The sequence below is a fragment of the Geodermatophilus sp. SYSU D00814 genome (assembly GCF_054050055.1).
In genome coordinates this window covers 70,032-95,813 of sequence record NZ_JBJGYP010000012.1, presented here as the reverse complement: position 1 = coordinate 95,813, position 25,782 = coordinate 70,032, and the positions used below count along the sequence as shown (strand labels likewise).

At 76.1% G+C, this 25,782-nt stretch carries 22 protein-coding genes; 13 read left to right on the top strand and 9 right to left on the bottom strand.

The features are described from left to right. Window positions 1–11: 11 nt before the first annotated feature. Window positions 12–836, bottom strand: a complete 825-nt coding sequence (locus tag ACI780_RS11450) for a phytanoyl-CoA dioxygenase family protein (protein WP_457003002.1) — start codon at window positions 834–836, stop codon at window positions 12–14. Window positions 837–960: 124 nt separating this feature from the next. Between ACI780_RS11450 and ACI780_RS11445 the strand changes: the two genes are divergently transcribed. Further along, window positions 961–1,794: a helix-turn-helix domain-containing protein gene (locus ACI780_RS11445; protein ID WP_457003000.1), complete on the top strand. Its 834-nt coding sequence runs from the start codon at window positions 961–963 to the stop codon at window positions 1,792–1,794. A 6-nt stretch (window positions 1,795–1,800) separates the two neighbouring features. On the opposite strand, the gene ACI780_RS11440 is transcribed toward ACI780_RS11445, so the two are convergent. Both ACI780_RS11440 and ACI780_RS11435 read right to left on the bottom strand, forming a co-directional pair. After that, the gene (locus ACI780_RS11440; protein ID WP_457002998.1) at window positions 1,801–4,875 is read right to left on the bottom strand and encodes an alpha-mannosidase; all 3,075 of its coding nucleotides are present in this window, start codon (window positions 4,873–4,875) and stop codon (window positions 1,801–1,803) included. Window positions 4,876–4,920: 45 nt separating this feature from the next. Further along, on the bottom strand, window positions 4,921–5,817 hold the full coding sequence (locus tag ACI780_RS11435; protein WP_457002996.1) for a helix-turn-helix domain-containing protein: 897 nt from the start codon (window positions 5,815–5,817) through the stop codon (window positions 4,921–4,923). Between the two features lie 55 nt (window positions 5,818–5,872). Here ACI780_RS11435 and ACI780_RS11430 point away from each other — a divergent pair, with 55 nt between their 5' ends. Further along, window positions 5,873–6,730: a phytanoyl-CoA dioxygenase family protein gene (locus tag ACI780_RS11430; RefSeq protein WP_457002994.1), complete on the top strand. Its 858-nt coding sequence runs from the start codon at window positions 5,873–5,875 to the stop codon at window positions 6,728–6,730. Here the strand turns inward: ACI780_RS11430 and ACI780_RS11425 are convergent. Then, window positions 6,720–9,161, bottom strand: a complete 2,442-nt coding sequence (locus tag ACI780_RS11425; RefSeq protein ID WP_457002992.1) for a glycoside hydrolase family 31 protein — start codon at window positions 9,159–9,161, stop codon at window positions 6,720–6,722. The two genes, ACI780_RS11430 and ACI780_RS11425, sit on opposite strands and share 11 nt — an antisense overlap. Before the next feature lie 66 nt (window positions 9,162–9,227). On the opposite strand from ACI780_RS11425, the gene ACI780_RS11420 reads away from it, so the two are divergent. From ACI780_RS11420 to ACI780_RS11390, 7 genes are all read left to right on the top strand, one after another. Next, entirely contained in the window at window positions 9,228–10,793 is a 1,566-nt protein-coding gene (locus ACI780_RS11420) for an alpha-amylase family glycosyl hydrolase (protein WP_457002990.1), read from the top strand. Then, entirely contained in the window at window positions 10,790–12,262 is a 1,473-nt protein-coding gene (locus ACI780_RS11415) for a gamma-glutamyltransferase (RefSeq protein ID WP_457002988.1), read from the top strand. Before ACI780_RS11420 ends, ACI780_RS11415 begins: the two co-directional genes overlap by 4 nt. Before the next feature lie 20 nt (window positions 12,263–12,282). Beyond that, window positions 12,283–13,515, top strand: coding sequence for a M20 family metallopeptidase (locus ACI780_RS11410; protein ID WP_457002986.1), 1,233 nt, complete (start codon window positions 12,283–12,285; stop codon window positions 13,513–13,515). 11 nt (window positions 13,516–13,526) lie between these two features. After that, window positions 13,527–14,282, top strand: coding sequence for a sulfite exporter TauE/SafE family protein (locus ACI780_RS11405; RefSeq protein WP_457002984.1), 756 nt, complete (start codon window positions 13,527–13,529; stop codon window positions 14,280–14,282). Window positions 14,283–14,416: 134 nt separating this feature from the next. Further along, on the top strand, window positions 14,417–14,611 hold the full coding sequence (locus ACI780_RS11400; protein ID WP_456871876.1) for a hypothetical protein: 195 nt from the start codon (window positions 14,417–14,419) through the stop codon (window positions 14,609–14,611). A gap of 118 nt (window positions 14,612–14,729) precedes the next feature. Further along, the gene (locus tag ACI780_RS11395; protein ID WP_457002981.1) at window positions 14,730–15,659 is read left to right on the top strand and encodes an alpha/beta hydrolase; all 930 of its coding nucleotides are present in this window, start codon (window positions 14,730–14,732) and stop codon (window positions 15,657–15,659) included. A 153-nt stretch (window positions 15,660–15,812) separates the two neighbouring features. After that, the gene (locus ACI780_RS11390) at window positions 15,813–16,655 is read left to right on the top strand and encodes an alpha/beta fold hydrolase (protein ID WP_457002979.1); all 843 of its coding nucleotides are present in this window, start codon (window positions 15,813–15,815) and stop codon (window positions 16,653–16,655) included. A 63-nt stretch (window positions 16,656–16,718) separates the two neighbouring features. On the opposite strand, the gene ACI780_RS11385 is transcribed toward ACI780_RS11390, so the two are convergent. Further along, the gene (locus tag ACI780_RS11385) at window positions 16,719–17,285 is read right to left on the bottom strand and encodes a TetR/AcrR family transcriptional regulator (protein WP_456873150.1); all 567 of its coding nucleotides are present in this window, start codon (window positions 17,283–17,285) and stop codon (window positions 16,719–16,721) included. Window positions 17,286–17,425: 140 nt separating this feature from the next. On the opposite strand from ACI780_RS11385, the gene ACI780_RS11380 reads away from it, so the two are divergent. Continuing rightward, window positions 17,426–18,949 carry an MFS transporter gene (locus ACI780_RS11380; protein WP_457002977.1) on the top strand — a complete coding sequence of 508 codons (1,524 nt, stop codon included), beginning with the start codon at window positions 17,426–17,428 and terminating at the stop codon, window positions 18,947–18,949. Between the two features lie 330 nt (window positions 18,950–19,279). Next, a complete protein-coding gene (locus ACI780_RS11375) occupies window positions 19,280–21,124 on the top strand; it encodes a BCCT family transporter (protein ID WP_457002975.1) in 1,845 nt (614 codons plus the stop codon). Window positions 21,125–21,375: 251 nt separating this feature from the next. Here the strand turns inward: ACI780_RS11375 and ACI780_RS11370 are convergent, their stop codons facing one another. After that, a complete protein-coding gene (locus ACI780_RS11370) occupies window positions 21,376–22,548 on the bottom strand; it encodes an NAD(P)/FAD-dependent oxidoreductase (RefSeq protein ID WP_457002973.1) in 1,173 nt (390 codons plus the stop codon). Then, on the bottom strand, window positions 22,545–22,865 hold the full coding sequence (locus ACI780_RS11365; protein WP_457002971.1) for a bifunctional 3-phenylpropionate/cinnamic acid dioxygenase ferredoxin subunit: 321 nt from the start codon (window positions 22,863–22,865) through the stop codon (window positions 22,545–22,547). The genes ACI780_RS11370 and ACI780_RS11365 overlap by 4 nt, the downstream gene beginning before the upstream one ends. Before the next feature lie 128 nt (window positions 22,866–22,993). Between ACI780_RS11365 and ACI780_RS11360 the strand changes: the two genes are divergently transcribed. Together ACI780_RS11360 and ACI780_RS11355 are read left to right on the top strand one after the other, a co-directional pair. Then, window positions 22,994–23,794 carry an IclR family transcriptional regulator gene (locus tag ACI780_RS11360; RefSeq protein WP_457002969.1) on the top strand — a complete coding sequence of 267 codons (801 nt, stop codon included), beginning with the start codon at window positions 22,994–22,996 and terminating at the stop codon, window positions 23,792–23,794. Between the two features lie 203 nt (window positions 23,795–23,997). Then, window positions 23,998–25,119, top strand: coding sequence for an aromatic ring-hydroxylating oxygenase subunit alpha (locus tag ACI780_RS11355; protein ID WP_457002967.1), 1,122 nt, complete (start codon window positions 23,998–24,000; stop codon window positions 25,117–25,119). Between the two features lie 29 nt (window positions 25,120–25,148). Here the strand turns inward: ACI780_RS11355 and ACI780_RS11350 are convergent, their stop codons facing one another. Both ACI780_RS11350 and ACI780_RS11345 read right to left on the bottom strand, forming a co-directional pair. After that, window positions 25,149–25,418 carry a hypothetical protein gene (locus ACI780_RS11350; RefSeq protein WP_457002965.1) on the bottom strand — a complete coding sequence of 90 codons (270 nt, stop codon included), beginning with the start codon at window positions 25,416–25,418 and terminating at the stop codon, window positions 25,149–25,151. Continuing rightward, window positions 25,415–25,735 (bottom strand): hypothetical protein, encoded by a 321-nt coding sequence (locus ACI780_RS11345; protein ID WP_457002963.1) that lies wholly within the window; start codon window positions 25,733–25,735, stop codon window positions 25,415–25,417. Before ACI780_RS11345 ends, ACI780_RS11350 begins: the two co-directional genes overlap by 4 nt. Window positions 25,736–25,782: the final 47 nt, after the last annotated feature.

Here is a 25,782-nt window from a genome sequence, read left to right as displayed (position 1 = left end):
GGGCGCACCGGTCAGGCCGGCAGCCGCGGGTTGAGCTCCCCGCCGACGGGGTCCCCGGGAGCGTGGCCGGGCAGCCACGTGGCCAGGTCGGCGGCCTGGTCGCGGTTGGCGGGCTCGGCCACCCGCACGCCGTCGGCCACGTAGATGACCGTCATGACCTCGCGCAGGACGGCGCTGGTGTTGGGGCGGGCGCGGTGCAGCGTCCAGCCGAGGTGGAAGGTCGCGTCGCCGGCGCGCACCGGGCCGTGCTCCACCACCGGGTACTCCCCCCGGGACAGCAGCTCGGTGAAGAAGTCGTCGGAGGCGTCGGAGATGACGTGCTCGCCGAGCGCGCGGCGGCGGTGCGAGCCGCTGGCGAAGGACAGCCCGCCCATGTCCTCGGCGACGTCGACCAGCGGCATCCACATGGTGACGGTCAGGTCGGTGTCGAACGGCCAGTACAGCGCGTCCTGGTGCCAGGGCGTCGGGCCGCCGCCGGCCTCCTTGTACAGCGCCTGGTCGTGGTAGAGCCGCACCGCGTCGGCGCCGAGCAGGCGGGCGGCGACCCCGGCGAACCGCGCCGCGGTGACGAACCGGGCCACCCCGGCGTCCTGCCGCCACAGGTTCGGCACCTGCAGGAACGCCCGGCCGTAGGTGTCGCGCTCCTCGAGCGGCCGGGTCTCGGTGGCGTGCCGGCGGGTCGCCTCGGAAACCACCTCCCGGTACGGGGCCACCTCCTCGGGCGAGGCCAGTCCGCGCACCAGGACGTGCCCGTCCCGCGCGAACGCGGCCGCGGTGTCGTCGTCGACGGGGTGCGGGCTGCGCAGGTCGGGCAGCTGCGCGGTGGGCAGGGTCATCTCGGCTCCTCGGGGCTGCGGGGGGACGCGGCGGACGCCGTCGCGGGAGGGACGCTAGGGACGGCACCGCCGACCGGCCGGGAACGCCGTGGCGCCCCGTGCACCGGGTGGTAGGGGGCCGCGCGTGGACACCGGGCGGGCGCAGGTCAGCCACCGCGCCGCGCCGCCGGGGCGGCTGGGCCGGGTGCGCAACGCGGGCCGGATCGAGGGCGGGCGCGGGATCCCCCTGCCGGGCCTGCGCCGCTTCGACGGGTACGCGCTGATGCTGGTGTTCGGCGGGGGCGGCCGGTACCGCGACCGGGAGCACGACCTGCTCCTGGTCCCGGGCGACCTGGTCGAGGTGCTGCCCGGCCGCCCGCACTGGTACGGGTGCACCGGGCCCGGCCGGTGGGACGAGGTGCACCTGGTGTTCGAGGGGCCGGTCTTCGACCTGTGCCTGCAGCAGGGGCTGCTGGGTGCCGGCCGGCCGGTGCACCGGCTCGCGCCGGTGGAGTGGTGGCTGTCCCGGCTGGACGGGTTCCGCACCCGGCGCCCCCCGCTGGGCGCCGCCGGGGTCGACGACGAGGTCTGCGACGTGCTGCGGCTGCTCGCCGAGCTCGCCGCCCGCCGGTCCGGCCCCGCGGCCGACGGCGGCCCCGGCGGGTGGCTGGCCCGGTCCCGGGCCCGGCTCGCGGCCGACCTGTCCGAGCCGCTGGCGCTCGCGGACGTGGCCGCCGAGGTGGGCCTGGGGTACGAGTCGTGGCGCAAGCGCTTCCAGGCAGAGACCGGGGTCCCCCCGGCCCGCTACCGGGCGCAGCGGCGGATCGAGGCGGCGGCGGAGCTGCTGCGCCGCACGTCGCTGGGCAACCGCGAGATCGCCGCCAGCCTCGGCTTCAGCGACGAGCACCACCTCGCCCGGCGGTTCCGGGCGGCCACCGGGCGGACCACAGGCGCGTTCCGGCGGGAGTCCGGCGGGTGACGGAGGTCAGCCCCCGGTCACCTCGGTGAAGCGGAGCGTGACGATCTGGAAGGGCCGCACCTCCAACTCCACCGCGTCCCCGGCGTCCCCGGCGTCCCCGGCGTCCCCGGCGTCCCCGGCGGAGGTGCGGACCGCCCGGGGCGCCACCGCCCGCTCCAGCAGATCGGTCTCGACCACCCCCGAGCAGCCGAACCCGGGCAGGAGCCGGGTGCGGGTCCGGCGCCCCAGGGCCTCGTAGAGCCGGACGACGACGTCGCCGGACCCGTCCTCGGCGGCCTTGACCGCCTCGACCAGCACGCCCGGGTCCTCGACGCGGACCAGCGGGGCCACCGGCCGGGCGCCGGTCCGGTGCCGCACCGGCTGGTTGAGCCGCTGGCCCTCGGCCACGGCGCCGGCCAGGTCGGTGCCGCACACCAGGGACACCGCCAGGCGGTGCCGCCCCTGGTCGGCCTCCGGGTCGGGGAACCGCGGCGCGCGCAGCAGCGACAGCCGGACCACGGTGGCCGCCGGCCCGTGCCGGTCGGCCCGCTCCCGCCGGATGCCGTGGCCGTAGGTCGAGTCGTTGGCGACGGCCACCCCGAAGCCGGGTTCCCCGACGTGCACCCAGCGGTGCGCGCAGGTCTCGAAGCGCGCGGCGTCCCAGGAGGTGTTCTCGTGCGTCGGCCGGTACACGTGGCCGAACTGGATCTCCGAGGCCGCCCGCTCCGCGTGCACGTCCACCGGGAACTCCAGCGTCAGCAGGCTGCGCCGCTCGTGCCAGTCGACGTCGAGGTGCAGGTCGACCGCGCGCGCCCCGGCGCGCAGCACGGTCTCCTGCCGGACGGTGCTGCTGCCGGTGCTCCTCACGACCTCCACGACGACCGCCTCGTCGTCGGCACGGGTCAGCGCCACGCCGTCGGCCGCCGTCAGGTCCCGGACGCGCCGGTCGACGCTGCGGTCGAGGTCCCAGGCCTCGTACCGGGCCGGCCGGTCGTCGTGCAGCCGCAGCAGGCCGGCGGCCCGCCCCGCCGGGACCAGCTCCCGGTCGAGGGCCAGGTCGCGCACGGAGGTCAGCAGCCCCCGCCCGTCGACCTCGACCCGCAGGACCCCGTTGTCCAGGACCCAGCCGCCGCCGGGGCGCTCGGCCGCGGTGACCGGCGCGGCGGCGTCCGGCTCGGCGGTCGCGACGGACAGGGCCGGGACGCCGGCGAGCGGCACCGGCGCGGAGTTGACCGCCAGGACGACGTCGCCGGTCCCCGTCAGGGCGGCCAGCGACCGCTCGACGACCGCCTCGAGGGCGTCGCGGACGCGGGCGTACCCGGCCTCCGCCTCGCGGTGCACCCAGGCGATCGAGCTGCCCGGCAGGACGTCGTGGAACTGCTGGAGGAGCACGGTGCGCCACGCCTCCTCCAGCTCGCGGGCGGGGTAGGGGATCCCGGCGCGGACCATCGCCGTGGTCGCCCACAGCTCCGCGGCGCGCAGCAGGTGCTCGCTGCGGCGGTTGCCCTGCTTGGTGCGCAGCTGGGAGGTGTAGACGCCCCGGTGGGTCTCCAGGTAGAGCTCGCCGGACCACACCGCCGGCTCGGGCAGCTCGGCCTCGGCCTCGGTGAAGAAGTCGGCGACGGTGCCCAGGCGCACGCGCGGTGAGCCCTCCAGGTCGGCCGTGCGCCGGGCCCGCGCGAGCATCTCCCGGGTCGGCCCGCCGCCGCCGTCGCCGTGCCCGAAGGGCACCAGGGAGGTGCTGCCGTGCCCGGCCTCGCGGTAGTGGCGCTGGGCGCGGGCGAGCTCGGCGGCGGTCAGCTCGGCGCTGTAGGTGTCCACCGGCGGGCAGTGGGTGAACAGCCGCGTGCCGTCGATGCCCTCCCACAGGAACGTCGAGTGCGGCAGCCGGTTCGTGTCGTTCCACGACGGCTTCTGGGTGAGGAACCAGCGGGCGCCCGCGGCCGTGGCGACCTGGGGGAGCGCCGCGCTGTAGCCGAAGGAGTCGGGCAGCCACACGTCCCCGGGCTCGATGCCGAGCTCGGTGAGGAACCACCGCCTGCCCATCACGAACTGGCGGGCCAGGGCCTCCGAGCCCGGCATGTTGGTGTCCGCCTCCACCCACATCCCGCCCACCGGTACGAACCGGCCCTCGGCGGCCCGGGCGGCCATCCGCTCCCAGAGCACCGGGGAGTGCTCCTGCACCCACGCCCACTGCTGGGCCGACGAGCAGGAGAACACCAGGTCCTCGTGCCGGTCGAGGAGGTCGAGCACGTTGGCGAACGTGCGCGCGCACTTGCGGACCGTCTCCCGGACCGGCCACAGCCAGGCGGAGTCGATGTGGGCGTGGCCGGTGGCGAGGACGCGGTGGGCGCTGGCGTGCGCCGGCCGGGCCAGCGCCGGGGCCAGCGCGGCGCGGGCGTCGGCCGCCGTCCCGTGCACGTCGTCCGGGTCGAGCCGGTCCACCGCCCGCTGCAGGGCGCTCAGCAGCTCGGCCCGGCGCGGGAGGTCGGCCGGGATCTCGTCGGCCAGGCCGGCCAGCACCTCGACGTCGTGCAGCAGCTCCGCGACCTCGACGGCGCGCACCGCGACGTCGGCCCGGCGCAGGACGTGGAGCGGCTCGGGCGGCGCGGTGGCGAGGTCGCCGTAGGGCGTCGGGTGCCACGACCAGGTCTCGGTGACCACGGGGTTGGCGGCCGCCTCCAGGTAGACGTCGACCCGCCCGTCGGCGTCCTCGACGGGCAGCCAGCGGCTGCGTGGCTGGACCGCCTTCAGCACCGACCCGTCCGGCCGGTGGGCCAGTCCCTCCGCCTGCCCGTCGGGCATCCCGGCCCGGAAGCCGAGGTCGACCACGACCTCCACGGCCTCGCCGCGCGACCACCAGGCCCCGGGCACCTCCCCGGTGAGGTGGAACCAGACGGTGCTCCAGGGGCGCCCCCACGGGGTGCCCACGCCGACGGGCTCGTACCGCTGCCGGCGGGCCTCGGCGAAGGGCACCGGCTCGCCGGGCGCGGGCCAGGCGGCCACGTCCAGGGGCCGCCGCTCCCGGTACAGGTTCGGCAGCAGCAGCTCCTCGACGACGCGGGCCAGGCGCCCGCGGTCGGTGGCCTCGGAGTCGTGCACGGTCTGTCCTCCGTGGTGGTCGACGGTCCGGTGCGGCGGGTCCCCTCACCCCGCGCGGGAGCGGCGGCGCCACCCGCTCGGCGACGTCCCCAGCACCCGGGTGAAGGTGCGTCCCAGCTGGGCGGAGGAGGAGAAGCCGACCTCGGCGGCCACCTCCGCCACCGAGCGGTCCGTCGTCCGCAGCAGCTCCGCGGCGCGCTCCACGCGGCGTTCGAGGAGGTAGCTGTAGGGCGGCTGGCCCACCTCGGCGGTGAACAGCTCGGCGAGGCGGGCGCGGGACACCGCGCAGGCGGCCGCCAGCTCGGCGAGCCGCCAGGGGCGGTCGTAGGCGTCGTCGAGGAGCCGGCGGGCCCGCGCGACCACCGGCGAGCGCGGCACGCGCGGGCGGGCCGCGCCGTTCCCGAGCAGGCAGCGCGCGGCCTCCACCACCAGCAGGTCGAGGGCGGCCTCCAGCGCGATCTCGCCGTGGTCGCGGTGCTCGGTGACCTCCCGGACCAGCGTGCGGAGGGGAGCGGTGAGCGACGCGCCGCCGGGCGTCCAGAGGGTGCGGGCCGGCCAGAGGCCGGCCAGCGCCGGACGGCGGCGACCGACCGCCTCGGCGTCGAAGGCGGCGTAGGCGAAGTGGTGCCGCCCGCCGCTGCGCGCGCGGGGCACCGTGCGGTGGCGGGTGCCCGGCGGGACGGCGACCAGCCAGCCGGGCGCCAGCTGCAGGTCCTGCCCGCCGACCTCCCACCGCGAGGCGCCGTGCAGCTGCAGGAACAGCTCCCAGCCCCGGTGCTCGTGGTCGGCCACGGCGAACCGGTCGCCGACCCAGTTCTCCCCGGCGTGCAGCAGCCCGCTCGGCTCGCCGTCGGTCTCGGCGTGCACTCCGGTCTCGGTGCCGCGCGGCAGCCACAGCCGCCAGCCGGCGCCGTCCCCGCGGGGGGCCGGAGCATCCGGCACGGACGCCGGACGATCGCGCACACCCGGCGCGGGCCGGCTGCCTAGCGTCGGTCCCATGACCACCTCACCGACCGCGTCCGACGTCCGACTGCCCACCGACGACGAGATCGCCGCCTACGTCCGCGACGGCGTCGTCGTCGTCCGCGGGCTGGTGCCCGCCGGCGTGCTCGACGCGGCCGAGCGCGGCATGGCCCGCTTCTACGCCGGCGACGTCGACGCCCCGTTCCCCGGCCGCACCCGCTACGACTCCTGCGACTGGCGTCCCGAGCACGGGGACGGGCTGCGCAAGAACGACTACACCTCCCGCACGGTCACCGAGCTGGCCACGCTGGTCGAGTGGCCCGGCATCGGCGCCTTCGCCGCCGCCCTGGCCGGCGTGCCGGCCATCCGGCTGTTCCACGACCAGCTGCTGTACAAGCCCGGCAGCCTGGGCGACGACAGCGGCAACGTCGGCTGGCACACCGACCGCCAGTACTGGCAGTCGTGCACCAGCGAGCAGATGCTCACCTGCTGGGTGCCCTTCTCCGACTGCACCGAGGCGGTGGGCGGGATCGCCTTCGTCCCGGGCAGCCACCGCTGGCCCGAGCAGCGGGGCCTGGACTTCTTCGCGTCCGACCTGGCCGCCCAGCAGGCCGCCATGGCCGCCGCCGGTCACGAGGTCCGCGTGGTCGTGCCCGACCTGCGGCGCGGCGACGTCACGTTCCACCACTGCCGGACGGTGCACGGCAGCGGCCCCAACCGCACCGCGGACCCCCGTCGCTCGATGGCGATCCACCTGCAGCCCGCGGACAACCGGCGGGTTGCCGACCCGGCGGCCTACCACCGCAACGACGAGCTCGTCCGGGTCGTCGACGGCCGGCCGGACTACACCGACCCGCGGATCTGCCCGGTCCTCTGGCCGGTCAGCGGGTGAGCAGCACACGCGCGCCCGACCCGGCGTCCACGGGGACGGCGACGCCGCCGGGGACCGCGCGTGGCGGGCCGGCGCCGGTGGCCCGGGTGAACGGTCCGGCGCCGAGCACCACCAGCTCCACGGGGACGTCGACCGGGCCCACGGTCACCTCCACGGCGTCGCCGTCGGAGCGGTGGGCCACCCGGGTCCGGCCCGCACCGGTGTCGACCTCGTACTCGCCCTCGGAGGACGGCGCCGCCAGCAGCAGGGTCAGCGGGCCGTCGACCTGCTCGTCGACGTGCTGGCGGACCGGTCCCAGGGGCAGCACGGTGTCGCCGCGCACCCACATCGGGACGACGTCCAGCGGCGCGTCCACGGTCCGGAAACCGCCGCCGTCGGTGACCTCGCCGGTGAACGGCGCCACCCACGTGCCCGGCGGCAGGTACACGCGGCGGGAGCGGGCGCCCTCCTCGAGCACGGGGGCGACGAGCAGGCGGTCGCCGAGCAGGTACTGGTCGTCGACGCCGGCGCTCCCCGGGTCCTCGGGGAACTCCAGCAGCAGCGGCCGCACGACGGGCAGGCTGGTGCGCCCGGCGGCCACCGACTCGGTCCACAGGTAGGGCAGCAGCCGGTACCGCAGCTCGACGAACCGGCGCACCACCGCCTCGACCTCCTCGCCGAACTCCCACGGCTCGCGGGGCGGGGTCCCGTGGGCCCGCGCGTGCGAGGAGAGCAGGCCCAGCTGCGCCCAGCGGACGTAGAGCTCCCCGTCGGGCAGGCCCGAGAACCCGCCGATGTCGTGGGCGTAGAAGGGGAAGCCGGACAGGCCCATCGACAGCGTGGCGCGCAGCACGCACGGCAGGTCCTCGAACCGGGCCACGCCGTCGCCGGACCAGTGCACCGGGTACCGCTGCGAGCCCGCCCAGCCGGCCCGCGCCCAGAGCACCGCCTCGCCCTCGCCGCGCGCGGCGACCGAGGCGTCCCAGACCGCCCGCTGGTAGAGCAGCGGGTAGAGGTTGCGCGCGGCGGTGGGCGAGGCGCCGGCGTAGCGGGCCTGCGGGGGAGCGCCCTCGCCGTAGTCGACCTTGATGGCGGCCACGCCCGCGGCGAACAGCGCCGCGAGCTTGCCCTGGTACCAGGCGACCGCCTCGGGGTCGGTGAAGTCGACGAAGCCGGCGTCCTCGCCGTAGCCCCCGGCGTAGGTGTAGGTGTGCCCGCTGCTGCGCCGGGCCAGGTACCCGCCCTCGACGCCCTCGTCGAACAGCGGGGAGGCGACGTTGTAGTTGGGCCACTGCCACAGCGAGACCCGGAAGCCCTGCTCGGCGAGCCGGGCGCACATGCCGGCCGGGTCGGGGAAGCGCTCGGGGGAGAACGCCAGGTCGCAGGTGTAGTCCTTCGCGAACCAGCCGGTGTCGACGTGGATGACGTCGCAGGGGATCCGGTGCTCGCGCAGCCGCGCCGCCACCTCCTCGACCTCCTCCTGCGAGGAGTAGGTGATCCGCGACATCCACAGCCCCAGGCTCCACCGCGGCGGCACGGCCGGGGCGCCGGTCAGGGCGGTGTAGCGGGGGAGCGCCTCGCGCGCGGTCCGCGCCGCGACGACGAACAGGTCGAGCTCGGCGGTGTCCTCGGCGACCACCGAGAGGGCCGAGTGCTCGAGGTCGCCGACCCGGAAGGCCAGCGGCTGGGTCGTGTGGACGAACAACCCGTAGCCGCGGCTGCTCCAGTACCAGGGGACCTGCTTGTAGGCCGCGGGGCTGGCGTTGGAGAAGGCCTCCTGGATCCACAGCCGCTGGCTCGTGCCGACCCTGTCGAAGCGGCCGAAGCCCTCGCCGAACCCGTGCACCCGCTCGTCGTGGCGCAGGTCGAAGGAGGCGAAGGCCGCCGTCCGGTCGCCGTCGCGGGTGCAACCGAGGGGATAGGCGTACCGGTGGAGGAAAAGCCACCGCTGCTCGGCGGGGCTCCACTGCCGCTCGGGCCGGCGCAACCCGGGGATGTCGACCGGCTTCGTGCCCCACAGCAGCGCCCCGCCGCGGTCGCGCACCTCCAGCCGCCACGGCTCGCGCACGACGACGACGTCGACCGCCGCGGTGCTCAGCACGAGCCGGTCGGCCTCCTCGCGGACCTCCAGGGGGACCTCGGCGTCGGGGTGCCCGGTGAGCACCGGTGAGGGCGGCTCGGCGTCGGGGAGCCCGTCGGGCAGGTACCGGACGCGCACCACGTGCGGTGTCCAGACGTCGAGCCGCACCGTCACGTCCCGGCCGGGGACGGGCGGGGAGAGGACGGTCTCGGCGACGGTGCCGTAGTAGTCCTGCAGCTCGGGCTCGTGCCGGTCGGTGCCGCACCGCAGCGTCAGCCCCCGCGGGTCGGCCTGCGCGTCCAGCAGGCGGGCGACCAGCTCGACCGGCCGGGGCGCGCCCAGGAAGGGCGCCAGCTCGTAGGTGCGGGCCATGGACGGACCTCCCTCATCGGTGCTGGATAAGATATACAGGACGACGGCACCGAGTGAGGAGGGGACGTGGACAGGACCGACGCGGAGCAGCCGTGGTGGCGGGAGGCCGTCGTCTACGAGGTCTACGTCCGCAGCTTCGCCGACGGCGACGGGGACGGGGTCGGCGACCTGGCCGGCGCCCGCGCCCGCCTGCCGCACCTCGCCGACCTGGGGGTCGACGCGGTGTGGCTGACGCCGTTCTACCGCTCGCCCATGGCCGACGGCGGCTACGACGTGGCCGACCACTGCGACGTCGACCCGCTCTTCGGGGACCTCGCCGACCTCGACGCCCTCCTCGCCGACGCCCACTCCCTGGGCCTGCGGGTGCTGGTGGACGTCGTGCCGAACCACAGCTCCGTCGAGCACCCGTGGTTCGCCGAGGCGCGCGCGGCCGCCCCGGGCAGCGCGGCGCGGGCGCGCTACGTGTTCCGCCCCGGCCGTGGCGCCGCGGGGGAGCTACCGCCCAACAACTGGCGGTCGGACTTCGGCGGGCCGGCGTGGACGCGGTTGCCCGACGGCGCGTGGTACCTGCACCTGTTCGCCCCGGAGCAGGCCGACTTCGACTGGTCGCACCCCGACGTCGGCCGGCACTTCGAGCACGTCCTGCGCTTCTGGCTCGACCGCGGGGTCGACGGCTTCCGGATCGACGTCGCCCACGGGCTGGTCAAGGACCCGGACCTCCCCGACGCGCCGGACTCACCGGACCGGCCCGGCGGGCTGTACCTGCCCCAGGGCCCGCAGTGGGACCAGCCCGGCGTCCACGACGTGTACCGGGCCTGGCGGCGCCTGCTGGAGGAGTACCCCGGGGAGCGCGCGGCCATCGGCGAGGCCTGGGTCGCCGACGCCGCGGCCATGAGCCGCTACGTCCGCCCGGACGAGCTGCACCAGGTCTTCGACTTCGCCTTCCTGCAGGCGCCCTGGGACGCGGCCGCCCTGCGCGCGGCCGTGACCCGGTCCCTGGCGGCCGTCCGCGAGGTCGGCGCACCGGCGACCTGGGTGCTCAACAACCACGACGTGGCCCGGACGCCGACCCGCCTCGGCGGGGGAGCGGCCGGCCTGCGGCGCGCCCGGGCGGCCGCCCTGCTCGTGCTCGCGCTGCCCGGCTCGGCGTACCTCTACCAGGGCGAGGAGCTCGGGCTGCCCGACGTCGACCTCCCCGACGACGCGCTGCGCGACCCGGTGTGGGAGCGCTCCGGGCACACCCGCCGCGGCCGGGACGGCTGCCGCGTGCCGCTGCCCTGGTCGCGCTCCGGCCCGTCGTTCGGCTTCGGGTCCGGCGCGCCGCCCTGGCTGCCCGTGCCGGACGGGTGGGGGGAGTGCTCGGTCGAGGCGCAGACGGGGCGGGACGGCAGCACGCTGGAGCTGTACCGCAGCGCGCTCGCCCTGCGCCGGCGGCACCTGGTGCCGGCCGGCCCCGGGATCGAGTGGGTCGACGCCGGCGACGACGTCCTCGCGCTGCGCCGGGGCGACGTGCTGTGCGTCGTGAACCTGGGCGCCGGGCAGCTGCCCGACCCGGCGGGCGCGCGGCTGCTGCTGTCCAGCGAGCGCACCCCGGGCGGGCCCGACACGGCGGCCTGGTGGGAGCTGACGTGACCGACCGCCGGACCACCGCCGACGGGACCGGGGGCGCGGTGGCCACCGCCCACCCGCTGGCCACCGGTGCCGCGATCTCCGCGCTCGCCGACGGCGGCAGCGCGGTCGACGCCGCCGTCTGCGCCCAGGCGGTGCTGTGCGTCACCTCGCCCCACGCGTGCGGCGTCGGCGGGGACGTGCTGGCGCTGGTCTGCGAGCCGTGCGGGCGGGTGCGCGCGGTCAACGGCACGGGCCGGTCGGCGGCCGGCTCCGACACCGCGCTGCACACGCAGGGCGGGGCCAGCGTCACGGTGCCCGGGATCGTCGACGGGTGGGCCCGGCTGCACGAGCGCTGGGGGCGCCTGCCGTGGCGGCGCGTGCTCGCCCCCGCGCTGACCCTCGCCGCCGACGGCGTCGCGGTCGACGACGACCTGGCGCGCGCCGCGGAGGTACACCGGCCCCGGCTGGAGCGGGGCGGCGGTGCGGGCTGGTCGCTGCTGCAGCGGCCGGCGCACTGGCGGCAGCCGGAGCTCGCGGAGCTGCTGGAGCGCCTCGCGGTGCGGGGCGCGCCGGCGTTCTACGGCGGTGAGGTGGCCGCGGCGCTCGCGGCCGCCGTGCGCGCCGACGGCGGGTGGCTCGCCGAGGAGGACCTCGCCGCCCACCGGACGCGGGTCGGCCGGCCGGTGTCGGTGGCCTGGCACGGCGGGACCGTGCACGTCCAGCCGCCCTCCAGCCAGGGGGTCCTCCTGGCGCTCGCCCTCGACGCGGTGGAGCGACGGCTCCCGGCCGCCGCGGCCGCCCTGCTCGGTGGACCGGGCCGCGACCACGTGCTGGTCGAGGTGACCCAGGCGGCCTTCGCCCACCGGGACGCGTGCGCGGACCCCGCGGCGGTGCTGGCCGCCGACGTGACCCTCGACGCCGAGCGCGCGTCGGGCCGCGGCGGGCCGAGGGCCTACCTGCACACCGCGGGCGTCGCCGTCGCCGACGCGGACGGGCTGGTCGTCAGCTCGCTGGTGAGCGTCTTCGACGACTTCGGCGCCGGCACCTTCGTGCCGCGCTTCGGCTTCGCGCTCAACAACCGCGCCGGCGGGTTCACCGCCGGCGCCAACCGGCCCCGGCCCGCGGCGTTCCCGGTGCACACCCTGGCGCCGGCCCTGCACGTCGGGCCCGAGGGCGCGCTCGGCCTGGCCACCCCCGGCGCGGACGGGCAGGTGCAGACCCTGCTGCAGGTGCTCGCCCGCCGCCGCTACGACGGCGCCTCCGTGGCCGGGGCCGTCGCGGCGCCCCGCTGGCGCGGCGAGGACGGCGCCCTGCTCCTCGAGGAGGGCCACCCCGCCGCCGACGACCTCCGCGCCCGGGGCCACCGCGTCGTCCCCCTGCCGCCGGGCGACGACCGCTTCGGCGCCGTCGTGGCCGTCTCCGCGGCGCCCGGAGCCGGCACCTCGGCCGTCGCCGACTGGCGACGGCGCACCACCGCCGCCGCACTCTGACGACCCGTTCCGGAGGAACCGTGCCCGTGCCCACGATCGAGGAGCTGCGCTCCGCCGTCGAGCGCGACCGGGAGGACCTGGTCGGCTACTGCGCCGACCTCGTCGCCGCCCCCAGCGTCAACCCGCCGGGGGACACCCGTGGCGTGGCCGGGGTGGTGACGTCCTGGCTGGCCGGGCGCGGCATCGGCTCCCGGCTGGAGGCCTGCGAGCCCACGATGCCGTCGGTGGTCACCGAGCTCGACAGCGGGCGCCCGGGCCCGCACCTTGTGCTCAACGTCCACCTCGACACCATGCCCCCCGGCGTCCTGGCCGAGTGGACCGTGCCGGTCTCCGAGCTGACCCGCCGGGACGGCCGGCTCTACGGGCTGGGCATGGGCAACATGAAGGGGGCGGTCGCGGCCATGTCCTGGGCGCTGGCCACCCTCCGCGACAGCGCCGACGCGTGGTCGGGCCGGGTGACGTTCACCGCCGTCGCCGACGAGGTCGTGTTCGGGGACAACGGCGCAGCGTTCCTGCTCCGCACCCACCCCGCGTTCCTGGGCGACGCCCTGCTGTGCGGCGAGGGACCCGGCTTCCGGCGGGTGGCGGTCGCCGAGAAGGGGGTCCTCTGGCTCCGCGTCGAGGTCCGCGCCGAGGGCGGGCACTCCTCGGCCGTGCGGCCGGGACGCTCGGCCGCCGCGGTCGTCGCCGAGTGCGTCCGCCGGCTCGACGCGCTCACCGGGCGGGCGGTGGTCCCGCCGCCCGGCCTCGCCGAGGTCGCGCGCGAGGGGGACCCCGGGGTGCTGCTCTCGGTCAACGTCGGCCGGGTCGAGGCCGGCACCTTCGTCGGCCAGATCGCCACCTCGGCCTCCGCCGAGGTGGACCTCCGGCTGCCCCCGGGCCTCGGCGCCGACGAGGCCGAGGACCTGGTGCGCGAGCTGCTCGCCGACCTCCCCGGGACGACGGTGGACCGGATGAAGGGCTGGGACGCGAACGGGACGGCGGTCGGGTCCCCGTTCGTGCAGCACTTCGCCACCGCCGTCCGCCGGCTGCGGGGCACCGAGCCCGAGTACGCCGTCCGGCTGCCGGCCAGTGACGCGAGCCGGTGGCGGTCGCAGGGCGTGCCGGCCATCTGCTACGGGCCGCAGCCGACGCTGTCGGCCGGGGTGGACGACCACGCCGAGGAGCAGGAGGTGCTCGACGCCGCGGTGCTCTACGCCGCGACCGCGCTGGCCTTCCTGCAGCCGGGGCCGACGTCGGCCGCGCGACCGTAGGGGCACCGCCGGTGTCGGTCGCCGACCTGCTCGTCGTCGCCGTGGTCGCCCTGCTGGCCGGGGGCGTCAACTCGGTCGCGGGCGGCGGGTCGCTGATCCTCTTCCCGACGCTGGTCGGGCTGGGCCTGGACCCGGTCGCGGCGAACGTCACCAACTCGGTGGCGCAGTGGCCGGGCTACCTCGGCGGGGTCGCCGGCTTCCGCCGGGAGTACACCGGCCAGCGCGATCGCCTGGTCCGCCTCGGGGTGGTGGCGCTCCTCGGCGGCACGACCGGCAGCGTCCTGCTGCTGACGACGCCGTCGGAGGCGTTCGACGTCGTCGTGCCGGTGCTCGTGCTGCTCGCCAGCCTCCTCGTGGGGTGCCAGCCGCTGCTGAACCGGCGCCTGCGGCGCACCGAGGACCAGGCTCCCCGCCGGGACCCGGCCTGGCTGTACGTCCTGCTGTTCCTCGCCACCGTCTACGGCGGGTACTTCGGCGGCGCGCTGGGCGTGATCCTCGTCGGGGTGCTCGGCCTCGCGCTGCACCGGCTGCGGCTGGCCAACGCGCTGAAGTCGGCGCTGTCCGCGGTCACCGCGACCGTCAGCCTCCTCGTCTTCGCGGTCTTCGGCGACGTGCACTGGGGCGTGGTCGCGGTGGCCGCCCCGGCCAGCCTGGCCGGCGGCTTCCTGGGCGCCCACGTCGCCGGCCGCATCCCGACGACGCCGCTGCGGGTGTTCATCGTCTGCTTCGGTGTCGCCGTCTCGGCGTACCTGTTCACCCGGATCTGAGGAGCGGCTCTCGCCGGGTCCCGCGGCGGGGAGGAGGGTCTAGGCTCGGTCCCTGCGTCCTCCGCGGTGGGGAGGGACCGGCCGGGTGCACCCCGGCCGGCGGTCCCGCCGGCCGAGCACCCGGGGAGTCCCCGATGCACCTGAGCCGAACGGTCGTGACCCGCCAGCACGTCGTGGACCTGCTGCGGCGCGTGCACCTCCCCCCGGAGCAGGAGGCCCGCCTGCTCGCCCTGCCCTACCCGGTCGACTTCGCCGTCGCGGCGGCGGCCTTCGAGTCGGCCGGCGTCACCCTGGACACGCTGACCGACCGGATGGGCGGCAGCCCCTGACCGCGGCCGGTACGCCGCCCCGGCGGCCGTCGCCGGCGTCCACCCCGCCTCGCCGAGCCGGCGAGCGGGCCCGCACGACGCGTCGGGCGACGCGCGCCCGACCGGGGAGGAGTCCGTCATGACCTCGGTGTCCGAGCGGGAGGCGCAGGAGATCCGGGCGGCCAACGCCTCCGGCGCCACCCCGGTCGTCCTCGTCCACGGCCTGTGGCTGCTCCCGAGCAGCTGGGCGCCCTGGGTGGAGTTCCTCCAGGCCGCCGGTCACCCGACCCTGACGCCGGACTGGCCGGACGACCCCGAGACGGTGGAGCAGGCCCGGGCGGACCCGGACGTCCTCGCCCGGAAGTCCCTGCGGCAGATCGCCGACCACACCGCCGAGGTCGTCGGGGCCCTGGACCGGCGGCCGGTGGTCATGGGGCACTCGACCGGGGGGCTGCTGGCGCAGGTGCTCGCCGGCCGGGGCCTGTCGGCGGTCACCGTGGCGATCGACCCCGGGGTGTTCCGCGGCGTCCTCCCCCTCCCGGTCTCCGTGCTCCGGGGGGTCGGCCCGTTCCTGGTCGATCCGCGCACCCGCAGCCGCGCGATCACGCTGACGTTCGACCAGTTCCGCTACGGCTGGGCGAACGCGCTCGACGAGGACGAGGCGAGGGAGCTCTACGACCGCCACCACGTCGCCGGCTCCGGGCTCGCGCTCGTCCAGATGGCCAACGCCAACCTCAACCCGTGGACGCAGGCCAGGGTCGACACCAGGAACCCCGACCGCGGGCCGCTGCTGATCATCGACGGGGAGCGGGACCACACGGTGCCGTGGGCGATCGCGCACGCGGCCTACCAGCGGCAGCGGCACAACCCCGCCGTGACCGAGATCGTGGAGGTCCCCGGCCGGGGGCACTCCCTCACGATCGACTCCGGCTGGCGCGACGTCGCCCGGACGGCGCTCGACTTCGTCGAGCGGGCCCTGCAGGGCGACGGGGAGCGGGACCGGCCGCGATCCCTCCGGACGCGGCGGTCGGGTGCCGCGGGGACGACGCCGGCAGGACCACCCGGCTGACCCCCCCGGCGGCAGGCCGTCCGTGCGCCCCCGGACACGCCCGCCTCGGGTCCCGCGCCCGTGGGTCGACCAGGGGCATCCCCGGGCGCGAGCAGCGGTTCCGGGCGCGACCGTGGCGTCGGGGGCCACCGCACTCCGACACCGGGAGACGAGATGGGGACCTACACCACGAAGGACGGCGTGGACATCTTCTTCAAGGACTGGGGCGCCGGTCAGCCGGTGGTGTTCAGCCACGGCTGGCCGCTGACCGCCGACGCCTGGGACCCGCAGCTGGACCTGGTCGCCTCGGCCGGGTACCGGGCGATCGCCCACGACCGGCGCGGCGGCGGGCGCTCCTCCCAGCCCTGGGAGGGCAACGACCTGAGCACCTACGCCGACGACCTGGCCGGGCTGATCGAGCACCTGGACCTGCACGACGTGGTGCTGGTCGGGCACTCCACCGGCGGGGGAGAGGTCACCCGCTACATGGGCCGGCACGGCACCGCCCGGGTGGCCAAGGCCGTGCTGCTGGGCGCCATCCCCCCGCTGATGCTGCAGACCGACGCCAACCCCGAGGGCCTGCCGCGGTCGGTGTTCGACGGGCTGCGGGCCGGGGTGGCCGGCGACCGCTCGCAGTTCTACCGCGACCTGTCGGCGTCCTTCTACGGCGCCAACCGGGAGGGGGCCACCGTCTCGCAGGGCAAGCGGGACGAGTTCTGGCTGCAGTGCATGACGGTGGGCTACAAGGGCGCCTACGACTGCATCGCGGCGTTCTCCGAGACCGACCTGACCGAGGACCTCAAGGCCATCGACGTCCCCACCTTCATCGCCCACGGCGACGACGACCAGATCGTGCCGATCGTGGCGGCGGCCCGGAAGTCGATCGAGCTGGTGCCCACCGCGACGCTGAAGGTCTACCCGGGCGCCCCGCACGGGCTCCACGGCGCCTACGAGCAGGAGTTCAACGCCGACCTGCTGGCCTTCCTCGCCGGCGACGGGCCGACCGGCCGCTCCTGAGCCCCGGGTCGGGCGGACCGCCACTCTCCGGGTGGTCCGAGCGGCCCTGCGGGACGTCGTCCCTCAGGCCAACGGGCCCTCGCCGCGGGTGAGCGCGAGCAGCAGGTCGCGGGTGGTGGCCAGCTCGTCGCGGCTCAGCGGCCCCTCGAAGAGGGGGGCGATCGACACCCCGTCGCACGCCCGGAGCACCACGACCACCCGCTGGGGGTCGACGCCGTCCTCGGCCAGGGACTCGTTCCAGTGCCGGTACCGGTCCTGCGACCGCCGGGCGGCCTCGGGGAACGAGCCGAGCGTGGCCAGCAGGGTGGCCAGCTCCACCGCCTCCTCCCGCCGCTCGAGGTCGTCGAACGTGGCGTGCACGTAGGCGCGCAGCCGGCGCCCGGGAGCGGCGTCGTCGGGGTCGACCCGGTCCTCGACGGCCCGGGTGAACTGCTCGAAGAGGTCGTCGGCCAGCGCCCCGAGCAGCTCGTCCTTGCTCCGGAAGTGGTGCATGAGGCCGCCCTTGGAGACGCCGGCCTCCCGGGCGACCGTGTCGAGGCTGACGCCGGCACCGTGCACGACCACCGAGCGCGCGGCGGCGTCGAGCAGCGCGCGGCGGGTCCGGGCGGCGTCGCGCAGCGGTCCCGGCACGGTTCCCTCCTCGGACGGTCCAGAGCGGGACCAGGGTGCCGCACGGGCCGCCGGGCGGACCGGCGACCTCCCGCTCGGCCGGGACCGGGTGCCCACCGTCACCGTACCTAACAAACCGTCTGGTCGGTACGCTGTCCGGCATGAGCAGCACCGCCCCACCGTCCGCCGCGGTCCCGGTCGCCCGGGAGGAGGAGCTCCGCCCGGCCGGGGCCCGCGAGTGGGCGGCGCTGGCGGTGCTCGTCCTCGCCGTGGTGCTGCTGGCCGTCGACGGCACCGTGCTCGCCCTCGCGGTCCCCGCCCTCTCCGCGGCCCTGCAGCCCACCGCGGGGCAGCTGCTGTGGATCGGCGACGTCTACGGCTTCGCGCTGGCCGGGCTGCTGGTGCTCATGGGCGGGCTCGCCGACCGCTTCGGCCGCAAGCGGGTGCTGCTCGTCGGCACCGCGGCGTTCGGCGCCGCCTCCGCCGTCGCGGCGTTCGCGCCGGACCCGGCGACCCTGGTCGCCGCCCGGGCGGCGCTGGGCGTCGCCGCGGCGACCCTCATGCCCTCGACGCTGTCGCTGATCCGCAACCTGTTCCCGGTCGCCCGGCAGCGGACCCGCGCCATCGCGGTGTGGAGCGCCGCGGCCTCCGGCGGTGCCGTGCTCGGCCCGCTGGTGGGCGGGGTGCTGCTCGAGCACTTCTGGTGGGGCTCGGTCTTCCTCGTCAACCTGCCCGTCGTGGCCGTGCTGCTGGTCGGGGGGTGGCTGCTGCTGCCGGAGTCGCGCGACCCGCGGCCCGGGCGGCTCGACGTCCTCGGCGCCGTCCAGTCGGTGGTCGCCGTCCTGGCCGTGGTGTTCGCGGTCAAGGAGGTCGCCGGCTCCGGCCCGACGCCGGTCGCGGGCGCGGCGGCGCTGGCCGGGGTGCTGGCCGCGGTGCTGTTCGTCCGGCGGCAGCGGCGGATCCCGTCGCCGCTGGTCGACCTCGGGCTCTTCGCCCACCGCGCGTTCTCCGGCGCCCTGGCCGGCCAGCTGATCGCGCTGTTCGCGCTCATGGGGCTGCTGTACTTCTTCTCCCAGTACCTGCAGCTGGTGCGCGGGCACACCGCGCTGGAGGCCGGGGTGCGGGAGCTGCCGCTGACGCTGGCCTCCCTCGGCGTGCTCGTCGTGGTCGGGCCGCTGGTCGCGCGGGCGGGGTTGGGCCGGGCGATCGGCCTCGGGCTGGGCCTGTCGGCGGTCGGCATGCTGGCCCTCGCCGGCGCCGCGTCGCTGCCCGGCTACGCGGGGCTGGCCGTCGCGCTGCTGGTGCTCGGTGCCGGGTTCGGGCTGGCGTTCACGCTGAGCACCGACGCCGCCGTCGGCGCGGTGCCCCCGCACCGCGCCGGGACGGCGTCGGCGCTGTCGGAGACCTCCTACGAGCTCGGCGCCGCGCTCGGGATCGCCCTCCTCGGGTCGCTGCAGACCGTGCTCTACCGCGCGCAGCTGCCCCCGGACGTCGGCGGGGCGGCGCGGGAGTCGCTGGCGCGGGCCGGGGAGGCGCTCGACGGCGAGGCGCTCGCCGCGGCCCGGGAGGCGTTCACCTGGGCCGTGCAGGTCGCCTCGCTCGGCGCCGCCGTTCTGCTGGCGGTGGCGGCGGGGACGGCCTGGCGGGTGATCCCCTCGACCCGGTCGCGCGCACCGCACGCCTGAGGCCGCACCACGGACCGGGTCCCGCCCGTCGGCTCCTGTCGCCCCGGGCGCGTCGAGTCGCGGCAGTCGTCCCGGAGCGTTTCCCTGGAGCTGCGCCTGTGTAAAAGGTCACGTTCGACCCTTGTTCCCTTGTTGACTCTCTGGTTCCCTCATGCGAAGTCGGTCTCGAATGACGCAACAGAGATGGGGATCGTCATGGAGAATCCGCGGAAGTCCGCCTCGTCCCCTCCCGGGCCGGGCCAGTCGGGAGCCGCCGGAGCCGACCCGCCGCCCGGCAGGGGGGCTGCCGCCGCCGCGGACCGCCCCGTCGTCCACGCGACGGACGTGACCGTGACCGGCACCCACCCGGCGATCGCCGAGCCGCCGCCCTGTGTCGCGGACAGCCACTGGGCCGTGGACCGGGTGCTGTTCGCCATCGCCGCGGTCATGGCGCTGGGCTTCGTCGCCTGGGGCTTCGTGAGCCCCACGGGTCTCGGCACCGCCAGCACGTCGGCCCTCGGCTGGATCACCGGCAACCTGGGCTGGCTGTTCGTGCTGCTCGCCTCGGCGTTCGTCGTCTTCGTCATCTGGCTGGCGGCCGGCAAGTACGGGCGGATCCCGCTGGGACGGGACACCGAGCGGCCGGAGTTCCGCACCGTCTCGTGGATCGCGATGATGTTCAGCGCGGGCATGGGCATCGGCCTCATGTTCTTCGGGGTGGCCGAACCCCTGTCGCACTACGTCTCGCCCCCTCCGCTCACCACCCAGGCGGAGTCGTCGGAGGCGATCCAGACGGCGATGGCCACCACGCTGTTCCACTGGACGCTGCACCCGTGGGCGATGTACGCCGTCGTCGGGCTGGCCATCGCGTACGGCACCTTCCGCAGGGGCCGTCGGCAGCTGATCAGCTCCGCCTTCATCCCGCTGCTCGGCCGCCGGCGGGCCGAGGGCCCGGCCGGCCGCGTCATCGACGTCCTGGCCATCTTCGCCACGCTGTTCGGGTCGGCGGCGTCCCTGGGCCTCGGTGCCCTGCAGATCGGCAGCGGCGTGGAGATCCTCGGCTGGGCCGGGGACGTCGGCAACGGCGTCCTGGTCGCGATCATCGCGATCCTGACGGCGGCCTTCGTCGCCTCGGCCGTGTCCGGCATCGAGCGCGGGATCCAGTGGCTGTCCAACACCAACATGGTGCTGGCGCTGCTGCTCGCGGTGTTCGTCTTCGTCGTCGGCCCGACGATCTTCATCCTCAACCTGATCCCCGACGCGGTCGGCAGCTACTTCTCCGACCTCGGCGAGATGGCCGCGCGCACCGAGGCCACCGGTGGCGAGGCCATGGCCACCTGGCTGCGCGGCTGGACGGTCTTCTACTGGGCCTGGTGGATCAGCTGGACGCCGTTCGTCGGCCTGTTCATCGCCCGGATCAGCCGCGGCCGCACCATCCGCCAGTTCGTCACCGGCGTGCTCCTGGTGCCCAGCCTCGTCAGCCTGCTGTGGTTCGCCGTGTTCGGCGGGGCCGGGATCGCCGCCCAGCGCAGCGGCGTCGACATCGCCGGTCAGGGCACCACCGAGGGCCAGCTGTTCGCCGTCCTGGAGCAGTACCCGCTGGCCACCGCCGCGACCGTGCTCGTGATGGTCCTCGTGGCGATCTTCTTCGTGTCCGGCGCGGACGCGGCCTCGATCGTCATGGGCTCGCTCTCGCAGCGCGGCACCCTGGAGCCCAGCCGCTGGGTCGTCGTCTTCTGGGGCGTCGTGATGGGCTCGGTGGCGGCGATCATGCTGCTGCTCGGCGAGGACGGGGCCGCGCTGACGGGGCTGCAGAACCTGACGATCATCGCGGCGCTGCCCTTCGCCCTGGTGATGGCGGCACTCGCGGTGAGCCTGGTGAAGGACCTCCGGCACGACCCGATCGTCCTGCGCGGCAACTACGCCTCCCTGGCGATCGAGCAGGCCGTCGTCGACGGCATCACCCGCCACGGCGACGACTTCGTCCTGGTCGTGGAGAAGACGCCGGACACGGCGGCGGGCATCCCGGCCGCCGACGCGGGAGGGGTGCCCGTGGCGGGCCCGGGAGCGGCCGGCCGGCCGCCCGCCGGCCCGGCCGGCAACTTCGTGGCATCCCCCGAGGACGGCTCGTCCGTCCCCGCGCACACCCAGCCGAGGGCAGAGGCCATGGGCCGGCCGTCGGGGCCGCGCGACTGACCCTCGCTCGCCGAGGGGCCTCCCGGCACCGGAGCCGCTGCGCGTGGCCCCGGTGCCGGGAGGCTCTGCCGTGTCACGAGGTCCTGCCGTGCCGGGAGGCCGGGGAGGGGAGCTGCCGCGGCACCTGCCCGGGACCGCGGAGGTCGGCCCGGCCGACGGCAGCACGCGGCCCGGCGGACCAGTGCGGTCGGCCGGGCCGGGTGCTGCGGGAGTGCCCGTGGGGGCCGTCGGGGCGACGGCCACCACGGGCGTCAGGACGGCGTCGGCACCGCCGAGCGCAGCTGCCGCCGCCACCGGGTGAACAGGCGGGGCTGGTCCATCCCGAGGACGGCCACCGGGTGCCCGTCGCGCTCGTAGACGACCAGGAAGCTGCGGTCGGCGAAGCTGCCCTCCACCACGCGCGCGACGTCGCCCTCGCGGCGGGAGCCGGCGAACTGGATGCGCGCGCCGTACTGGTCGGACCAGAAGTAGGGCACCGGCGTGGGCGCCGGCCCCCCGGCGCCGAGCAGGGTGGCGGCCGCGGTGGCCGGCTGCTCGAGCGCGTTGGTCCAGTGCTCGACGCGGACGTGCCGTCCCGCGGTGGCCGACCACGTCGCGGCACAGTCGCCGATCGCGACCACGCCGGGGACGTCGGTGGCGCCGCGGGCGTCGGTGAGGACGCCGTTGCCGAGGGCCACGCCGGACCCGGTGAGCCACTCGGTGTTCGGCGTGGCGCCGATCCCCACGACCACCACGTCGGCGGGCAGGCGCGTGCCGTCGGTCAGCTCGACGGCCTCGACCCTGTCCCGGCCGACCAGCCCGGACACCCCGGTGCCGGCCAGCAGGCGGGTGCCGTGGTCGGCGTGCAGTTCTGCGCAGACCGCGCCCACCTCCGCGCCCAGCGGGCCGGCGAGCGGGACGGGCTGCGTCTCGACGACGGTGACGTCGAGTCCCAGCGTGCGGGCGGTGGCGGCGACCTCCGCCCCAATGAAGCCGGCGCCGATCACGACGAGGCGCCCGGCGGAGAGCAGGTCCACCCGCAGGGCGATCGCGTCGTCGAGGGAGCGCAGGACGTGCACGCCGGCGAGGCGTTCGCTGCCGGGCAGGCGGCGGGCACGGGCGCCGGTGGCGAGGACGACGCCGTCCGCGCGGACCTCGCTCCCGTCGTGCAACCGCACCGAGCGGCCGGTCCGGTCCAGGCCGACCGCGGTCGTGCCGAGCCGCCACTCCAGCGCCAGGTCCTCGTCGTCCGGCGTGCCCAGGGTGATGTCGTCCAGCGAGGCCGTGCCGGCCAGGAACTCCTTGGACAGGGGTGGCCGGTCGTAGGGGGCGTGCACCTCGTCGCCGACGACCACGACGCGGCCGTCGAAGGACCGCTCGCGCAGTGCCCGCGCGGCGGAGAGGCCGGCCAGCGAGGCCCCGACGACGGCGATGGTGGGGCTCACGCGGCGCCGTCCGCGGCGACCCCGGGCAGCACGTGGACCACGCCGTCGGCCACGACGACCCGGTGCGTGCGGACCGGGGTCTTGGCCGGAGGACCGGACACCTTGCCCGTGCGCAGGTCGAAGCACGAGGCGTGCAGCGGGCACTCCACCGCGCAGCCGTCCAGCCAGCCGTCGGCCAGCGAGGCGTCCTGGTGGGTGCACGTGTCGTCGATCGCGAAGAACTCGCCGTCGACGTTGAACACCGCGATGGGCTCGTCGGCCTCGACTCGGATGGCCTCGCCGGGGGGCAGGGCGGTCGTGGGGCAGACCGGGATCATGTGCGCTCCAGGCTCATCGTCGTTGCGTCAAACGCAACTCTGTGCCGATGACGCAACAGCATGCGGGAGTGCGGCCGAGCGCGTCAAGAGCGGCCGGGAGCGTGGCGTCGGCCACCTACGCTGAGGTCATGAGCGGGCCGCAGGGTGCGAACGGAGAGCGGAACTCGGTCGCCGCGGTCCAGTCCGTGGACCGTGCGCTGAGCGTGCTGGAGATCCTCGCGGCGCACGGGGAGGCCGGGGTCACCGAGGTGGCCGCCGAGCTGGGGGTGCACAAGTCCACCGCCTTCCGGCTGGTGGCGGTGCTGGAGAGCCGGGGCTTCGTCGAGCAGCTGGCCGACCGCGGCAAGTACCGGCTCGGCTTCGGCGTCGTGCGCCTCGCCGGCGCCGCCGCCGCCCAGCTCGACATCGCCCGGGAGGGGCGGCTGATCTGCGAGGCCCTGGCGGCCGATCTCGAGGAGACGGTCAACATCGCCATCCTCGACGGCGACCGGGCGGTGAACGTCAGCCAGGCCCGCGGGCCGGCCGCGCTCAGCACGCACAACTGGGTGGGGCAGGGCACGCCGCTGCACGCGACGTCGAGCGGCAAGGTGCTGCTGGCCCACGCCCCCGACGCCGTCCGCAAGGGCGTGCTCTCCCGGGACCTGCAGCGGTTCACCCCCGCCACGATCACCGACCCGGAGCTGCTGCGGCAGGACCTCGACCGGATCGTCGAGCAGGGGTGGGGCTGCACCGTCGAGGAGTACGAGGTCGGCCTCAGTGCCGTCGCCGCTCCCGTCCGGGGCGCGGACGGCGACGTGGTGGCGGCGCTCAGTGTCTCGGGGCCGTCCTTCCGCATGGCCTCGGAGGACTTCCCCCGGCTGGCCCGGCGCGTGCTGGCCGGCGCCGACGAGCTGAGCAGGAGGCTGGGCTTCTTCGGCCCGTCCCGCTGAGCCCGCCCGCGGAGCGCGGGTCGGCCCGCGGGCGGAGGACTGTGGTGTGGCTGTTGCGTCTTGCGCGAGCCGCTGAGTAATGTGCAACACGGCGGTCGTCTGGTGCTCGCCGGCGGACGACGACCGTGGTTGGTCGCAGGCCGTGTGGTCGTGCGACTTCCGGCGCAGTCCGCACACCGCCCGACGCGACCCCGAGGTGCCGCATGACCACCACCGACCAGCCCGCGAGCCTCATCTCCACGTTGCCGGGGCACTACTACACCGACCCGGCCGTCTTCGCGCTGGAGCAGGCCCACGTCTTCGAGGACATGTGGTTCTGCGTCGTGCGCTCCGGTGACCTCCCGACGCCCGGCTCCTTCCGCAAGGTCCAGGTGGGCCGGGAGAGCGTGCTCGTCGTCCGCAGCCGCGACGGCGGGCTGCGCGCGTTCCTCAACGTCTGCCGGCACCGCGGGGCGCAGATCTGCACGGAGGACTCCGGTGCGGTCAAGCGCGCCTTCCAGTGCCCGTACCACGCCTGGACCTACGACCTCGACGGCAAGCTGGTCGCGGCCCCGAACCTGACGAAGATGCCCGACGTCGACCGCGTGCAGTACGGGCTGGTGCCGGTCCACCTGCGGGAGTGGCTGGGGTACGCGTGGGTGTGCCTGGCGGCGGAGCCCCCGTCGTTCGAGGACGACGTGGTGGGCGCGGTCACCGAGCGGCTGGGCGACGTGGCGTCCATCGACCGCTACGAGCTGGACTCGCTCACGGTGGGCCGTCGGATCACCTACGACGTCAAGGCCAACTGGAAGCTCATCGTCGAGAACTTCATGGAGTGCTACCACTGCGCGACCATCCACCCGGAGCTCACCGAGGTGCTCCCGGAGTTCGCCGACGGCTACGCCGCACAGTTCTTCGTCGGGCACGGCGCGGAGTTCGGCGAGGAGGTCCAGGGCTTCACCGTCGACGGCAGCGAGGGCTTCGACCGGCTCCCCGGCGTCGCCGAGGACCAGGACCGCCGCTACTACGCCATCACGGTCCGGCCGACGGTCTTCGTCAACCTCGTGCCCGACCACGTGGTCTTCCACCGCATGTTCCCGGTCGCGGAGGACCGCACGATCGTGGAGTGCGACTGGCTCTACTCCCGCGACGTGGTCGAGTCGGGCAGGGACGTGTCCCGGTCGGTGGAGCTGTTCCACCGCGTCAACGAGCAGGACTTCGCGGCCTGCGAGCGCACCCAGCCGGCGATGTCCTCGCGGGCGTACGCGAACGGCGGCGTGCTGGTGCCCTCCGAGCACCACATCGGTGCCTTCCACGAGTGGCTGACCCGGCGCCTGCCGGGCTGAGCCGGCAGCCACGGCAGCGGGTGTGCCGCTCAGCTGCCCCCGACGTCCGACAGGCGCTCCAGCCACTCCTGCCGCCACGCCTCGGTCCGCGCCACCTCGTCGAACGTGGAGAGGTGGAGGCCCTGCAGGTGGTGCCCGGGCTGCCCGAGCGCGGGGGCCAGGCGCTCGACGAGCCGGTCCGGCCGGTACCCGTGGGGGAGCAGGAAGCGCCAGAGGAGGCCGTGCTGCTTCGTCAGGGAGCGGGCCGACTGCCCGAGCCCGAGCCCGGCCGAGATGCGGACCAGTCTCTGGCGCGTCACCGCTCCGGGGATGCCGACGCGGATCGGCGGTCCGACGCCGCGCAGCGCGACCTGCCGTGCCCAGTGGCCGAGGCCGCCAGCTCCTCGAGCAGGGAGAGCGCGTCCGGGAACGGGCCCACCGGCTCGGCGGCGTCGCCCCCGACCACGAACACGCCGTCGACGCCGGCGGCGTCGAGGCGGGCGACGACGTCGGCCAGGTGCGACCGGCCGTGGACCAGCCGCGCCAACAGGTGCGGCGTGACGCCGAAGCCGTGGCCGGACAGGCGCTCGGCCAGCTCCGGCGTCGGCGCCAGACCCCTGGCCTCGGTCACCGTCACCGTGAGGGGCACGGTCCGGGGACGTGCTCGACCACCCGGTCCTCGGT

What these genes read in the sequence shown, in the direction of transcription:
- ACI780_RS11450 (WP_457003002.1), bottom strand. Translation starts at nt 836, where the DNA reads ATGACCCTGCCCACCGCGCAGCTGCCCGACCTGCGCAGCCCGCACCCC.
- ACI780_RS11430 (WP_457002994.1), top strand. Translation starts at nt 5,873, where the DNA reads ATGACCACCTCACCGACCGCGTCCGACGTCCGACTGCCCACCGACGAC.
- ACI780_RS11425 (WP_457002992.1), bottom strand. Translation starts at nt 9,161, where the DNA reads ATGGCCCGCACCTACGAGCTGGCGCCCTTCCTGGGCGCGCCCCGGCCG.
- ACI780_RS11400 (WP_456871876.1), top strand. Translation starts at nt 14,417, where the DNA reads ATGCACCTGAGCCGAACGGTCGTGACCCGCCAGCACGTCGTGGACCTG.
- ACI780_RS11395 (WP_457002981.1), top strand. Translation starts at nt 14,730, where the DNA reads ATGACCTCGGTGTCCGAGCGGGAGGCGCAGGAGATCCGGGCGGCCAAC.
- ACI780_RS11390 (WP_457002979.1), top strand. Translation starts at nt 15,813, where the DNA reads ATGGGGACCTACACCACGAAGGACGGCGTGGACATCTTCTTCAAGGAC.
- ACI780_RS11380 (WP_457002977.1), top strand. Translation starts at nt 17,426, where the DNA reads ATGAGCAGCACCGCCCCACCGTCCGCCGCGGTCCCGGTCGCCCGGGAG.
- ACI780_RS11365 (WP_457002971.1), bottom strand. Translation starts at nt 22,865, where the DNA reads ATGATCCCGGTCTGCCCCACGACCGCCCTGCCCCCCGGCGAGGCCATC.
- ACI780_RS11360 (WP_457002969.1), top strand. Translation starts at nt 22,994, where the DNA reads ATGAGCGGGCCGCAGGGTGCGAACGGAGAGCGGAACTCGGTCGCCGCG.
- ACI780_RS11355 (WP_457002967.1), top strand. Translation starts at nt 23,998, where the DNA reads ATGACCACCACCGACCAGCCCGCGAGCCTCATCTCCACGTTGCCGGGG.